The organism is Paenarthrobacter sp. AMU7, assembly GCF_041200195.1.
Classification (GTDB): domain Bacteria; phylum Actinomycetota; class Actinomycetes; order Actinomycetales; family Micrococcaceae; genus Arthrobacter.
Genome location: NZ_CP165735.1, coordinates 4,196,411 through 4,210,888, shown reverse-complemented (window position 1 = coordinate 4,210,888; position 14,478 = coordinate 4,196,411). Strand labels below are relative to the sequence as shown.

Annotated in this window: 2 protein-coding genes and 5 rRNA genes; 6 read left to right on the top strand and 1 reads right to left on the bottom strand. The window is 57.2% G+C overall.

Annotated features, from left to right (window positions below; all coding sequences use genetic code 11):
• Positions 1 to 259 precede the first annotated feature (259 nt).
• The 3 genes from ABQM86_RS19310 to rrf all read left to right on the top strand — a co-directional run bounded on the left by ABQM86_RS19310 (position 260) and on the right by rrf (position 5,746).
• Positions 260 to 1,779, top strand: a 16S ribosomal RNA gene (locus ABQM86_RS19310).
• A 540-nt stretch (positions 1,780 to 2,319) separates the two neighbouring features.
• Positions 2,320 to 5,477 (top strand): 23S ribosomal RNA (locus ABQM86_RS19305).
• A gap of 152 nt (positions 5,478 to 5,629) precedes the next feature.
• Positions 5,630 to 5,746 (top strand): 5S ribosomal RNA (gene rrf / locus ABQM86_RS19300).
• The 16S, 23S and 5S rRNA genes sit together here, the layout of an rRNA operon.
• Before the next feature lie 85 nt (positions 5,747 to 5,831).
• On the opposite strand, the gene ABQM86_RS19295 is transcribed toward rrf, so the two are convergent.
• Positions 5,832 to 7,712 (bottom strand): BTAD domain-containing putative transcriptional regulator, encoded by a 1,881-nt coding sequence (locus tag ABQM86_RS19295; protein WP_280624173.1) that lies wholly within the window; start codon positions 7,710 to 7,712, stop codon positions 5,832 to 5,834.
• Positions 7,713 to 7,820: 108 nt separating this feature from the next.
• Between ABQM86_RS19295 and ABQM86_RS19290 the strand changes: the two genes are divergently transcribed.
• The 3 genes from ABQM86_RS19290 to ABQM86_RS19280 all read left to right on the top strand — a co-directional run bounded on the left by ABQM86_RS19290 (position 7,821) and on the right by ABQM86_RS19280 (position 14,359).
• The gene (locus tag ABQM86_RS19290) at positions 7,821 to 8,702 is read left to right on the top strand and encodes an alpha/beta fold hydrolase (RefSeq protein ID WP_280624171.1); all 882 of its coding nucleotides are present in this window, start codon (positions 7,821 to 7,823) and stop codon (positions 8,700 to 8,702) included.
• 439 nt (positions 8,703 to 9,141) lie between these two features.
• Positions 9,142 to 10,661, top strand: a 16S ribosomal RNA gene (locus ABQM86_RS19285).
• Positions 10,662 to 11,201: 540 nt separating this feature from the next.
• A 23S ribosomal RNA gene (locus tag ABQM86_RS19280) occupies positions 11,202 to 14,359 on the top strand.
• The last annotated feature ends 119 nt before the right edge of the window (positions 14,360 to 14,478 follow it).

The window sequence follows — 14,478 nt, the reverse complement described above, 5'->3', positions numbered from 1 at the left end:
GTAAGTTTGAAAAGTTGCTCCGGAGCGATCCTGGACCCTTGTGGGTGTGGGTGGTGCCGGTAGTGTCTGTTGTTTGAGAACTCAATAGTGTGCCAAGTTTGTTGATACCGATTGTTTTATTGATTGGTTGAAATTATGGCTGGATCATTGCGCACCCCCGTGTGTGGTGGTCTGGTTTTCAGCTGGTTTCGAATTTTGTGCAGCCGTGCCGGCCGTTATTTCCGGTGGGTGTGGTTGTGTCTGTTTGATTTGTTTTACTTCAACGGAGAGTTTGATCCTGGCTCAGGATGAACGCTGGCGGCGTGCTTAACACATGCAAGTCGAACGATGATCCCAGCTTGCTGGGGGATTAGTGGCGAACGGGTGAGTAACACGTGAGTAACCTGCCCTTGACTCTGGGATAAGCCTGGGAAACTGGGTCTAATACCGGATATGACCGTCTGACGCATGTCAGGTGGTGGAAAGCTTTTGTGGTTTTGGATGGACTCGCGGCCTATCAGCTTGTTGGTGGGGTAATGGCCTACCAAGGCGACGACGGGTAGCCGGCCTGAGAGGGTGACCGGCCACACTGGGACTGAGACACGGCCCAGACTCCTACGGGAGGCAGCAGTGGGGAATATTGCACAATGGGCGCAAGCCTGATGCAGCGACGCCGCGTGAGGGATGACGGCCTTCGGGTTGTAAACCTCTTTCAGTAGGGAAGAAGCGAAAGTGACGGTACCTGCAGAAGAAGCGCCGGCTAACTACGTGCCAGCAGCCGCGGTAATACGTAGGGCGCAAGCGTTATCCGGAATTATTGGGCGTAAAGAGCTCGTAGGCGGTTTGTCGCGTCTGCTGTGAAAGACCGGGGCTCAACTCCGGTTCTGCAGTGGGTACGGGCAGACTAGAGTGCAGTAGGGGAGACTGGAATTCCTGGTGTAGCGGTGAAATGCGCAGATATCAGGAGGAACACCGATGGCGAAGGCAGGTCTCTGGGCTGTAACTGACGCTGAGGAGCGAAAGCATGGGGAGCGAACAGGATTAGATACCCTGGTAGTCCATGCCGTAAACGTTGGGCACTAGGTGTGGGGGACATTCCACGTTTTCCGCGCCGTAGCTAACGCATTAAGTGCCCCGCCTGGGGAGTACGGCCGCAAGGCTAAAACTCAAAGGAATTGACGGGGGCCCGCACAAGCGGCGGAGCATGCGGATTAATTCGATGCAACGCGAAGAACCTTACCAAGGCTTGACATGAACCGGTAATACCTGGAAACAGGTGCCCCGCTTGCGGTCGGTTTACAGGTGGTGCATGGTTGTCGTCAGCTCGTGTCGTGAGATGTTGGGTTAAGTCCCGCAACGAGCGCAACCCTCGTTCTATGTTGCCAGCGCGTTATGGCGGGGACTCATAGGAGACTGCCGGGGTCAACTCGGAGGAAGGTGGGGACGACGTCAAATCATCATGCCCCTTATGTCTTGGGCTTCACGCATGCTACAATGGCCGGTACAAAGGGTTGCGATACTGTGAGGTGGAGCTAATCCCAAAAAGCCGGTCTCAGTTCGGATTGGGGTCTGCAACTCGACCCCATGAAGTCGGAGTCGCTAGTAATCGCAGATCAGCAACGCTGCGGTGAATACGTTCCCGGGCCTTGTACACACCGCCCGTCAAGTCACGAAAGTTGGTAACACCCGAAGCCGGTGGCCTAACCCTTGTGGGGGGAGCCGTCGAAGGTGGGACCGGCGATTGGGACTAAGTCGTAACAAGGTAGCCGTACCGGAAGGTGCGGCTGGATCACCTCCTTTCTAAGGAGCTGCTAGCAGCTGTTCCGTGTTCTGTGTATGCAGTTCGTGGTGGTTGTCAGTGTTGCCCATTGCGCAGGCGTCTGTTCTGCGGTGGGTGCTCATGGGTGGAATATCAACGAATCAAACTTGTTTGGCATGGCCTTTACCGGTTGTGTCCTGGTGCCAGTACGGCAGCATGTGTCTCTGCTTTTTGTGGGGGTGGGTGTTGTTGGGAACGCTGCCGGGGTGCATGGTTTGTGGGGGTTGTGTTTGGCGCACTGTTGGGTCCTGAGGCAACAGGACCTTTTTGCAGCAATGCAGAGGGCATCGTTCTGGTGTTTCTTTTGTTCCTGCTTCCGGTTCTGCCGCGTGTCCCTGTGTGGGGTGGTGGTGGTCTGGTTGATGGGGTTGTTGTTTGAGAACTACATAGTGGACGCGAGCATCTGAGACATGCATGGCTGGCCTTTCGGGGTTGGTGTGTGTGTTTCTACAGCAATTTCTTATGAATGAACCTGGCCCTTGTGGTCGTGGTTCTCTCGAGTAAGTTTTTGATCTTTGTGTGGTCAAGTTTTTAAGGGCACACGGTGGATGCCTTGGCATTAGGAGCCGAAGAAGGACGTAGGAATCTGCGATAAGCCTGGGGGAGTTGATAACCGAGCGTTGATCCCAGGATGTCCGAATGGGGAAACCCCGCACAACGCTGCAAGGTGATTGTGTGACCCGCATCTGAACACATAGGGTGCGTGGGGGGAACGCGGGGAAGTGAAACATCTCAGTACCCGCAGGAAGAGAAAACAATAGTGATTCCGTTAGTAGTGGCGAGCGAACGCGGATCAGGCTAAACCGTTCCATGTGTGATAGCCGGCGGGCGTTGCATGGGCGGGGTTGTGGGACTTTCCGTGATGGTTCTGCCGGACCGTTGGGGTGATGTGCAGGCATAGGTGAACGGTCTTGAAAGGCCGGCCAGAGAGGGTGGGAGCCCCGTAACCGTAATGTTGTGTGCAGCCTGGAGAGTATCCCAAGTAGCACGGGGCCCGAGAAATCCCGTGCGAATCTGTCAGGACCACCTGATAAGCCTAAATACTTCCTAATGACCGATAGCGGACCAGTACCGTGAGGGAAAGGTGAAAAGTACCCCGGGAGGGGAGTGAAACAGTACCTGAAACCGTGTGCTTACAATCCGTCGGAGCAACCGCGAGTGATCGCATAGTAGTTGTGACGGCGTGCCTTTTGAAGAATGAGCCTGCGAGTTAGTGTTACGTCGCGAGGTTAACCCGTGTGGGGTAGCCGTAGCGAAAGCGAGTCTGAACAGGGCGAGTGTAGTGGCGTGATCTAGACCCGAAGCGGAGTGATCTACCCATGGCCAGGTTGAAGCGACGGTAAGACGTCGTGGAGGACCGAACCCACTTCAGTTGAAAATGGAGGGGATGAGCTGTGGGTAGGGGTGAAAGGCCAATCAAACTCCGTGATAGCTGGTTCTCCCCGAAATGCATTTAGGTGCAGCGTTGCGTGTTTCTTGCCGGAGGTAGAGCTACTGGATGGCCGATGGGCCCTACAAGGTTACTGACGTCAGCCAAACTCCGAATGCCGGTAAGTGAGAGCGCAGCAGTGAGACTGTGGGGGATAAGCTTCATAGTCGAGAGGGAAACAGCCCAGACCACCAACTAAGGCCCCTAAGCGTGTGCTAAGTGGGAAAGGATGTGGAGTTGCGAAGACAACCAGGAGGTTGGCTTAGAAGCAGCCATCCTTGAAAGAGTGCGTAATAGCTCACTGGTCAAGTGATTCCGCGCCGACAATGTAGCGGGGCTCAAGTACACCGCCGAAGTTGTGGATTTCACACATTGCCCTAGCCTTCGTGGTTCAGGGGTGTGGAGTGGTAGGGGAGCGTCGTGTGGGCAGTGAAGTCGCGGTGGAAACCAGCGGTGGAGCCTACACGAGTGAGAATGCAGGCATGAGTAGCGAAAGACGGGTGAGAAACCCGTCCGCCGAATGATCAAGGGTTCCAGGGTCAAGCTAATCTGCCCTGGGTAAGTCGGGACCTAAGGCGAGGCCGACAGGCGTAGTCGATGGACAACGGGTTGATATTCCCGTACCGGCGAAAAACCGCCCATGCCAAGCGGGGGATACTAACCGCCCGGAGCCTGCCCGCTCACCCTTGTGGTGTTGTGGGTTTTGGCCGAGCGCGGGACCTGATCCCGGGAGGTAAGCGTATTAACAGGTGTGACGCAGGAAGGTAGCCGGGCCGGGCGATGGTTGCCCCGGTCTAAGGATGTAGGGTCAGGGATAGGCAAATCCGTTCCTGTGTGCTTCGAGCACGTTCCTGAGATCTGATGGGACTCCCGTATGGGGGGATCCGGTGATCCTATGCTGCCTAGAAAAGCATCGACGCGAGGTTTTAGCCGCCCGTACCCCAAACCGACACAGGTGATCAGGTAGAGAATACCAAGGCGATCGAGAGAATTATGGTTAAGGAACTCGGCAAAATGCCCCCGTAACTTCGGGAGAAGGGGGGCCTGCCCCGTGATGGAGACTTGCTCTCCGTGAGCGGGTGTGGGCCGCAGAGACCAGGGGGAAGCGACTGTTTACTAAAAACACAGGTCCGTGCGAAGTCGCAAGACGATGTATACGGACTGACTCCTGCCCGGTGCTGGAAGGTTAAGAGGACCGGTTAGCCACCTTGTGTGGCGAAGCTGAGAATTTAAGCCCCAGTAAACGGCGGTGGTAACTATAACCATCCTAAGGTAGCGAAATTCCTTGTCGGGTAAGTTCCGACCTGCACGAATGGAGTAACGACTTCCCCGCTGTCTCAACCATAAACTCGGCGAAATTGCAGTACGAGTAAAGATGCTCGTTACGCGCAGCAGGACGGAAAGACCCCGAGACCTTTACTATAGTTTGGTATTGGTGTTCGGAGTGGCTTGTGTAGGATAGGTGGGAGACGTTGAAACCCGGACGCCAGTTCGGGTGGAGTCATCGTTGAAATACCACTCTGGTCACTTTGGACATCTAACTTCGGCCCGTGATCCGGGTCAGGGACAGTGCCTGATGGGTAGTTTAACTGGGGCGGTTGCCTCCTAAAAAGTAACGGAGGCGCCCAAAGGTTCCCTCAGCCTGGTTGGCAATCAGGTGTCGAGTGTAAGTGCACAAGGGAGCTTGACTGTGAGAGAGACATCTCAAGCAGGGACGAAAGTCGGGACTAGTGATCCGGCGGTACATTGTGGAATGGCCGTCGCTCAACGGATAAAAGGTACCTCGGGGATAACAGGCTGATCTTGCCCAAGAGTCCATATCGACGGCATGGTTTGGCACCTCGATGTCGGCTCGTCGCATCCTGGGGCTGGAGTAGGTCCCAAGGGTTGGGCTGTTCGCCCATTAAAGCGGTACGCGAGCTGGGTTTAGAACGTCGTGAGACAGTTCGGTCCCTATCCGCTGCGCGCGCAGGAAATTTGAGAAGGGCTGTCCTTAGTACGAGAGGACCGGGACGGACGAACCTCTGGTGTGTCAGTTGTACTGCCAAGTGCATCGCTGATTAGCTACGTTCGGATGGGATAACCGCTGAAAGCATCTAAGCGGGAAGCTCGCTTCAAGATGAGATTTCCATACACATTTATGTGTGAGAGGCCCCCAGCCAGACCACTGGGTTGATAGGCCGGATGTGGAAGCGAGGACTAAAGACTCGTGAAGCTGACCGGTACTAATAGGCCAACAACTTACACCACACAACACACTGCACGCGTCCACTATGTGGTTCCCGAACAACAACCCGCACCAAGGGTTGCCGGAACCAACAACTAAATAACAACACCACAGTTGTAACCACAAGTCTTCCCACCCACCCCCACCAAAAAGGGGCCGGGACGGGTAACAGAGTTACGGCGGTCATAGCGTGGGGGAAACGCCCGGTCCCATTCCGAACCCGGAAGCTAAGACCCACAGCGCCGATGGTACTGCACCCGGGAGGGTGTGGGAGAGTAGGACACCGCCGGACAACCATTAAGGCAAGAGCCCCGACCACAGGTCGGGGCTCTTCCCCTTTAACCACCACCCACACACCCCACACACCCCACCAGGGCCTACCCCGGGCCAGCCCCTGCAGCCCGGAGCATTCCCAGATAGTGGTCAACGCTGCCGGCATCAACCACACCACTCCCGGCTGCTCGTTCTCCGCTGGCTGGCGTTAGTGCCGTAAGGGCCCGGCCGATCATGGATGGTTCACGCAGTTCGCAGGCAGTCTGGGCCATCACACACCAAGTTGCCTCCAACAAGAGGTCCCGGGGCGGATCCGATAGCTGCCGAAGTGCGGTTGCTGCCATGGTTTGGTGACCGGAGCGCAGCAACAGAAGGGGACGCACCCATGGTTCGTAGGGGCCGAAGTCCCCGTCAACCAGTTCCTCCCCGTTGCGTAGTTGTCGGGTGAACGACGCAAACGCAAGGATTCCCTCGCTGAAGCCTGGCATTTCCTCAGGTACAGGAGGCGTCGCACCGCCGTCGAGGAACGTCCAGCGGAACCATTGGGTGAAGACCGCTGCCAAGGGGCGCTCGTGCCGCACGGCCAGTTGATCCACTGCATTGGCTTCACGAAGGGCGGAATCAACGTCGGACAAAGCGCACAGGGCCTGCATCCGAATCAGGCGCCCGTTAATCTCAAAGGTGGGTGAATCGGCGTCGAACGCTGTTGCTATCAGCTGCCGGCCGATGTCATCGCGGTGCTTTGCCAGGCCTGCGTAGGCGAATGCCTGCATGAAGTGGGCGCTCAGGGCAAAGCAAAGAAGGTGGCTGTCGCCTACATTTCGGGCTAACGCAACGGCCTCGGCCGCTTCGGCCTGTCTGCTCGCCGTTCCGCGGGACTCCATGGCGATCGTCGCGAGAAGGCGGGCCCGGCTGCGGTCGCTGAGGTGGGCGGGTGGAGCCAACGCAGCCTCAGCTGCGGCGACCACAGCGGCAGCAGCCGCGGGATCGTCTGTTCGAGTCCATATCCCGGGGACGTCGTAACCTCCGATGATTCTCGCGGCGAGTTCGGGATCGTTGAGGCCGGCGGCCGCCTTGATGGCAGCAAGACGTTGCTGACGGGCTGTCTGGAGATCGCCGGCGACCGCAAGGCTGCCCAACACCGCATTCGAAGCCTCCAGTTGGGCCCGCACGCCGCCACTGGAATAGGCGCTGGCAATCGGGGCCAAATTGGCTGGCTCTGGCCGATCCAATTGTGGGTCCCGGCGGAGAATCCGGGTCTCCAGATCTGCGAGGGCGGGGCTGAGGTCCAGCCCGAGTTCGTCGGACAGCTGACGTCGTGCCTTGCGAAGCACGGCAAGAGCGTCGCCTTGGCGGCGGCTCCGGTACAGAGCCAGAGCCAGCAATCGCCATCCTTCCTCGCGCCACGGGTTGGCCGTGACATGCGTTTCCAGGATGGCCGCAGCCTCGTTTGGCCGGGCGTCTGCGAGGCGGGCTTCGGCACAGCGTTCGACGGCGGTCTGCCGCAGCCCGCTCAGCCGCGTCGCCTCAGGTACCGCCCAGGGACGCTCGGAAAATTCCTGGTATGGGCTTCCGTTCCACTCCGCGAGGGCAGCAGACAAACGTGAATCAGCGTCGGCGGGATCGGCCCCAACTGCCCTGGCTACGGTCGTTTCAAAGCGCCAGGCGTCCACCGCGTCGGCGTCGAGCCGCAACGCGTAGCCGTCAGCAACCGTGACCAGGACGGAGGCCAAGGTTCGGGGCTTCCGGTGTGGTTCAAGGATTCGCCGCAGCTCGCCAACGAAGCTTCGGATGGCTCCCACTGCTCCGTTCGGTGGCATGCCATCCCATAGTTCTTCGGCAAGGTCCGCGGTGGGAATGGCCCGGCCCCGCAGCGCGACCAGGATCGCGATGATCTCCCGATGCCTGCGCTTGGACAGTTCCAACCGGACCCCGTCAACACTCACCTCGATGGGGCCGAGGACTCGGATCTGCGGCGTACTCACGGGTCAATCGTAGTCACGGGCCCCGACAAGCAACCGGCAGAGTCGGCTGATTCGCCGCTGATTCGGTGGCGGGATAGTAGGGGAACACATCCGGAGAAGGAGACCCCCATGACGTTGAAATTGCTGCCTGAAGCTACCTACCATCGCGTCCCTGCAGCACCCCATGTGGAACTGAACGTTGCCGTCGCGGGGAGTGGACCCGCCGTCGTACTTTTGCATGGCTTCCCGCAGACGCATCTGATGTGGCGTCACGTCGCCGCCGACCTGGTGGCGGATTACACAGTCATCTGCCCGGACCTTCGAGGATACGGTGCGAGTGATAAGCCCCTGGAGGACGGAGAAGAGACCTACTCCAAACGCACCATGGCGGCTGACGTCGTTGCAGCAGCACGGGCCCTGGGCCATCAGCGTTTTGCCCTCGCCGGTCATGATCGCGGTGCGCTGGTTGCCATTCGCGCTGGGCTGGATCACGTTGACGCAGTGACCCATCTTTTGTCACTGGACGTGCTGCCAACCTTGGACATGTGGGACATTCTCCGGGGTGCCGATGCCAAGGTGGCGTGGCACCTGTACCTCATGGCCCAGCCTGCCGGAATCCCGGAGTCCATGATTGAAGCTACGGCCGATGCGTTTTTCGCCTCATTCCTGGATGGGTGGACCGCTGACCCTGACGCGATTCCGGAGTCTTATCGGGAGGAGTATCTGAGGGCATCACGTGGGGCTGTGGCATCGATCGTTGCGGACTACCGCGCTTCTGCCGGCATCGATGTAACGCATGATCGGGCCGACCGTGAGTCCGGACGCACTCTGGAGATGCCCGTCACCGTGATGCAGCAGGATTGGGGAGCTGTGCTGGGCTATGACGCTGCCGCTCTCTGGGGCGCCTGGGCGCCTGACCTCCGTCACATGACCTTTGACGGCGGCCACTTCATGGCCGAGGAAAATCCCGGTGCCGTCAGCGCTGCGTTGCGGGAGCTGATGACGCGTTAGGAGCCAGCGCCCGACGGCGGTTTGGTGGGGTTTTGGGGGTGGGTTTGGTGTGGGTGGGGTGGGGTGTGGGGGTGGATTTGCTTTGGGGGTTGGGGGCGTGTATTGTTTTCTGAGTCGCCGGGTGCGAAACGGAAAGCCGGAAGGTGTGTACGGTTCGGTAGGCGGCCAAAAATAACTCTTCTTTTCCAATGGCCCTGTTGGGTGCGCTGCTTTGTGTGGTGTGCTGTGGGTGATGTTTTGGGGGGTCTGTTGTTTGAGAACTCAATAGTGTGCCAAGTTTGTTGATACCGATTGTTTTATTGATTGGTTGAAATTATGGCTGGATCATTGCGCACCCCCGTGTGTGGTGGTCTGGTTTTCAGCTGGTTTCGAATTTTGTGCAGCCGTGCCGGCCGTTATTTCCGGTGGGTGTGGTTGTGTCTGTTTGATTTGTTTTACTTCAACGGAGAGTTTGATCCTGGCTCAGGATGAACGCTGGCGGCGTGCTTAACACATGCAAGTCGAACGATGATCCCAGCTTGCTGGGGGATTAGTGGCGAACGGGTGAGTAACACGTGAGTAACCTGCCCTTGACTCTGGGATAAGCCTGGGAAACTGGGTCTAATACCGGATATGACCGTCTGACGCATGTCAGGTGGTGGAAAGCTTTTGTGGTTTTGGATGGACTCGCGGCCTATCAGCTTGTTGGTGGGGTAATGGCCTACCAAGGCGACGACGGGTAGCCGGCCTGAGAGGGTGACCGGCCACACTGGGACTGAGACACGGCCCAGACTCCTACGGGAGGCAGCAGTGGGGAATATTGCACAATGGGCGCAAGCCTGATGCAGCGACGCCGCGTGAGGGATGACGGCCTTCGGGTTGTAAACCTCTTTCAGTAGGGAAGAAGCGAAAGTGACGGTACCTGCAGAAGAAGCGCCGGCTAACTACGTGCCAGCAGCCGCGGTAATACGTAGGGCGCAAGCGTTATCCGGAATTATTGGGCGTAAAGAGCTCGTAGGCGGTTTGTCGCGTCTGCTGTGAAAGACCGGGGCTCAACTCCGGTTCTGCAGTGGGTACGGGCAGACTAGAGTGCAGTAGGGGAGACTGGAATTCCTGGTGTAGCGGTGAAATGCGCAGATATCAGGAGGAACACCGATGGCGAAGGCAGGTCTCTGGGCTGTAACTGACGCTGAGGAGCGAAAGCATGGGGAGCGAACAGGATTAGATACCCTGGTAGTCCATGCCGTAAACGTTGGGCACTAGGTGTGGGGGACATTCCACGTTTTCCGCGCCGTAGCTAACGCATTAAGTGCCCCGCCTGGGGAGTACGGCCGCAAGGCTAAAACTCAAAGGAATTGACGGGGGCCCGCACAAGCGGCGGAGCATGCGGATTAATTCGATGCAACGCGAAGAACCTTACCAAGGCTTGACATGAACCGGTAATACCTGGAAACAGGTGCCCCGCTTGCGGTCGGTTTACAGGTGGTGCATGGTTGTCGTCAGCTCGTGTCGTGAGATGTTGGGTTAAGTCCCGCAACGAGCGCAACCCTCGTTCTATGTTGCCAGCGCGTTATGGCGGGGACTCATAGGAGACTGCCGGGGTCAACTCGGAGGAAGGTGGGGACGACGTCAAATCATCATGCCCCTTATGTCTTGGGCTTCACGCATGCTACAATGGCCGGTACAAAGGGTTGCGATACTGTGAGGTGGAGCTAATCCCAAAAAGCCGGTCTCAGTTCGGATTGGGGTCTGCAACTCGACCCCATGAAGTCGGAGTCGCTAGTAATCGCAGATCAGCAACGCTGCGGTGAATACGTTCCCGGGCCTTGTACACACCGCCCGTCAAGTCACGAAAGTTGGTAACACCCGAAGCCGGTGGCCTAACCCTTGTGGGGGGAGCCGTCGAAGGTGGGACCGGCGATTGGGACTAAGTCGTAACAAGGTAGCCGTACCGGAAGGTGCGGCTGGATCACCTCCTTTCTAAGGAGCTGCTAGCAGCTGTTCCGTGTTCTGTGTATGCAGTTCGTGGTGGTTGTCAGTGTTGCCCATTGCGCAGGCGTCTGTTCTGCGGTGGGTGCTCATGGGTGGAATATCAACGAATCAAACTTGTTTGGCATGGCCTTTACCGGTTGTGTCCTGGTGCCAGTACGGCAGCATGTGTCTCTGCTTTTTGTGGGGGTGGGTGTTGTTGGGAACGCTGCCGGGGTGCGTGGTTTGTGGGGGTTGTGTTTGGCGCACTGTTGGGTCCTGAGGCAACAGGACCTTTTTGCAGCAATGCAGAGGGCATCGTTCTGGTGTTTCTTTTGTTCCTGCTTCCGGTTCTGCCGCGTGTCCCTGTGTGGGGTGGTGGTGGTCTGGTTGATGGGGTTGTTGTTTGAGAACTACATAGTGGACGCGAGCATCTGAGACATGCATGGCTGGCCTTTCGGGGTTGGTGTGTGTGTTTCTACAGCAATTTCTTATGAATGAACCTGGCCCTTGTGGTCGTGGTTCTCTCGAGTAAGTTTTTGATCTTTGTGTGGTCAAGTTTTTAAGGGCACACGGTGGATGCCTTGGCATTAGGAGCCGAAGAAGGACGTAGGAATCTGCGATAAGCCTGGGGGAGTTGATAACCGAGCGTTGATCCCAGGATGTCCGAATGGGGAAACCCCGCACAACGCTGCAAGGTGATTGTGTGACCCGCATCTGAACACATAGGGTGCGTGGGGGGAACGCGGGGAAGTGAAACATCTCAGTACCCGCAGGAAGAGAAAACAATAGTGATTCCGTTAGTAGTGGCGAGCGAACGCGGATCAGGCTAAACCGTTCCATGTGTGATAGCCGGCGGGCGTTGCATGGGCGGGGTTGTGGGACTTTCCGTGATGGTTCTGCCGGACCGTTGGGGTGATGTGCAGGCATAGGTGAACGGTCTTGAAAGGCCGGCCAGAGAGGGTGGGAGCCCCGTAACCGTAATGTTGTGTGCAGCCTGGAGAGTATCCCAAGTAGCACGGGGCCCGAGAAATCCCGTGCGAATCTGTCAGGACCACCTGATAAGCCTAAATACTTCCTAATGACCGATAGCGGACCAGTACCGTGAGGGAAAGGTGAAAAGTACCCCGGGAGGGGAGTGAAACAGTACCTGAAACCGTGTGCTTACAATCCGTCGGAGCAACCGCGAGTGATCGCATAGTAGTTGTGACGGCGTGCCTTTTGAAGAATGAGCCTGCGAGTTAGTGTTACGTCGCGAGGTTAACCCGTGTGGGGTAGCCGTAGCGAAAGCGAGTCTGAACAGGGCGAGTGTAGTGGCGTGATCTAGACCCGAAGCGGAGTGATCTACCCATGGCCAGGTTGAAGCGACGGTAAGACGTCGTGGAGGACCGAACCCACTTCAGTTGAAAATGGAGGGGATGAGCTGTGGGTAGGGGTGAAAGGCCAATCAAACTCCGTGATAGCTGGTTCTCCCCGAAATGCATTTAGGTGCAGCGTTGCGTGTTTCTTGCCGGAGGTAGAGCTACTGGATGGCCGATGGGCCCTACAAGGTTACTGACGTCAGCCAAACTCCGAATGCCGGTAAGTGAGAGCGCAGCAGTGAGACTGTGGGGGATAAGCTTCATAGTCGAGAGGGAAACAGCCCAGACCACCAACTAAGGCCCCTAAGCGTGTGCTAAGTGGGAAAGGATGTGGAGTTGCGAAGACAACCAGGAGGTTGGCTTAGAAGCAGCCATCCTTGAAAGAGTGCGTAATAGCTCACTGGTCAAGTGATTCCGCGCCGACAATGTAGCGGGGCTCAAGTACACCGCCGAAGTTGTGGATTTCACACATTGCCCTAGCCTTCGTGGTTCAGGGGTGTGGAGTGGTAGGGGAGCGTCGTGTGGGCAGTGAAGTCGCGGTGGAAACCAGCGGTGGAGCCTACACGAGTGAGAATGCAGGCATGAGTAGCGAAAGACGGGTGAGAAACCCGTCCGCCGAATGATCAAGGGTTCCAGGGTCAAGCTAATCTGCCCTGGGTAAGTCGGGACCTAAGGCGAGGCCGACAGGCGTAGTCGATGGACAACGGGTTGATATTCCCGTACCGGCGAAAAACCGCCCATGCCAAGCGGGGGATACTAACCGCCCGGAGCCTGCCCGCTCACCCTTGTGGTGTTGTGGGTTTTGGCCGAGCGCGGGACCTGATCCCGGGAGGTAAGCGTATTAACAGGTGTGACGCAGGAAGGTAGCCGGGCCGGGCGATGGTTGCCCCGGTCTAAGGATGTAGGGTCAGGGATAGGCAAATCCGTTCCTGTGTGCTTCGAGCACGTTCCTGAGATCTGATGGGACTCCCGTATGGGGGGATCCGGTGATCCTATGCTGCCTAGAAAAGCATCGACGCGAGGTTTTAGCCGCCCGTACCCCAAACCGACACAGGTGATCAGGTAGAGAATACCAAGGCGATCGAGAGAATTATGGTTAAGGAACTCGGCAAAATGCCCCCGTAACTTCGGGAGAAGGGGGGCCTGCCCCGTGATGGAGACTTGCTCTCCGTGAGCGGGTGTGGGCCGCAGAGACCAGGGGGAAGCGACTGTTTACTAAAAACACAGGTCCGTGCGAAGTCGCAAGACGATGTATACGGACTGACTCCTGCCCGGTGCTGGAAGGTTAAGAGGACCGGTTAGCCACCTTGTGTGGCGAAGCTGAGAATTTAAGCCCCAGTAAACGGCGGTGGTAACTATAACCATCCTAAGGTAGCGAAATTCCTTGTCGGGTAAGTTCCGACCTGCACGAATGGAGTAACGACTTCCCCGCTGTCTCAACCATAAACTCGGCGAAATTGCAGTACGAGTAAAGATGCTCGTTACGCGCAGCAGGACGGAAAGACCCCGAGACCTTTACTATAGTTTGGTATTGGTGTTCGGAGTGGCTTGTGTAGGATAGGTGGGAGACGTTGAAACCCGGACGCCAGTTCGGGTGGAGTCATCGTTGAAATACCACTCTGGTCACTTTGGACATCTAACTTCGGCCCGTGATCCGGGTCAGGGACAGTGCCTGATGGGTAGTTTAACTGGGGCGGTTGCCTCCTAAAAAGTAACGGAGGCGCCCAAAGGTTCCCTCAGCCTGGTTGGCAATCAGGTGTCGAGTGTAAGTGCACAAGGGAGCTTGACTGTGAGAGAGACATCTCAAGCAGGGACGAAAGTCGGGACTAGTGATCCGGCGGTACATTGTGGAATGGCCGTCGCTCAACGGATAAAAGGTACCTCGGGGATAACAGGCTGATCTTGCCCAAGAGTCCATATCGACGGCATGGTTTGGCACCTCGATGTCGGCTCGTCGCATCCTGGGGCTGGAGTAGGTCCCAAGGGTTGGGCTGTTCGCCCATTAAAGCGGTACGCGAGCTGGGTTTAGAACGTCGTGAGACAGTTCGGTCCCTATCCGCTGCGCGCGCAGGAAATTTGAGAAGGGCTGTCCTTAGTACGAGAGGACCGGGACGGACGAACCTCTGGTGTGTCAGTTGTACTGCCAAGTGCATCGCTGATTAGCTACGTTCGGATGGGATAACCGCTGAAAGCATCTAAGCGGGAAGCTCGCTTCAAGATGAGATTTCCATACACAGTTATGTGTGAGAGGCCCCCAGCCAGACCACTGGGTTGATAGGCCGGATGTGGAAGCGAGGACTAAAGACTCGTGAAGCTGACCGGTACTAATAGGCCAACAACTTACACCACACAACACACTGCACGCGTCCACTATGTGGTTCCCGAACAACAACCCGCACCAAGGGTTGCCGGAACCAACAACTAAATAACAACACCACAGTTGTAACCAAAAGTCTTCCCACCCACCC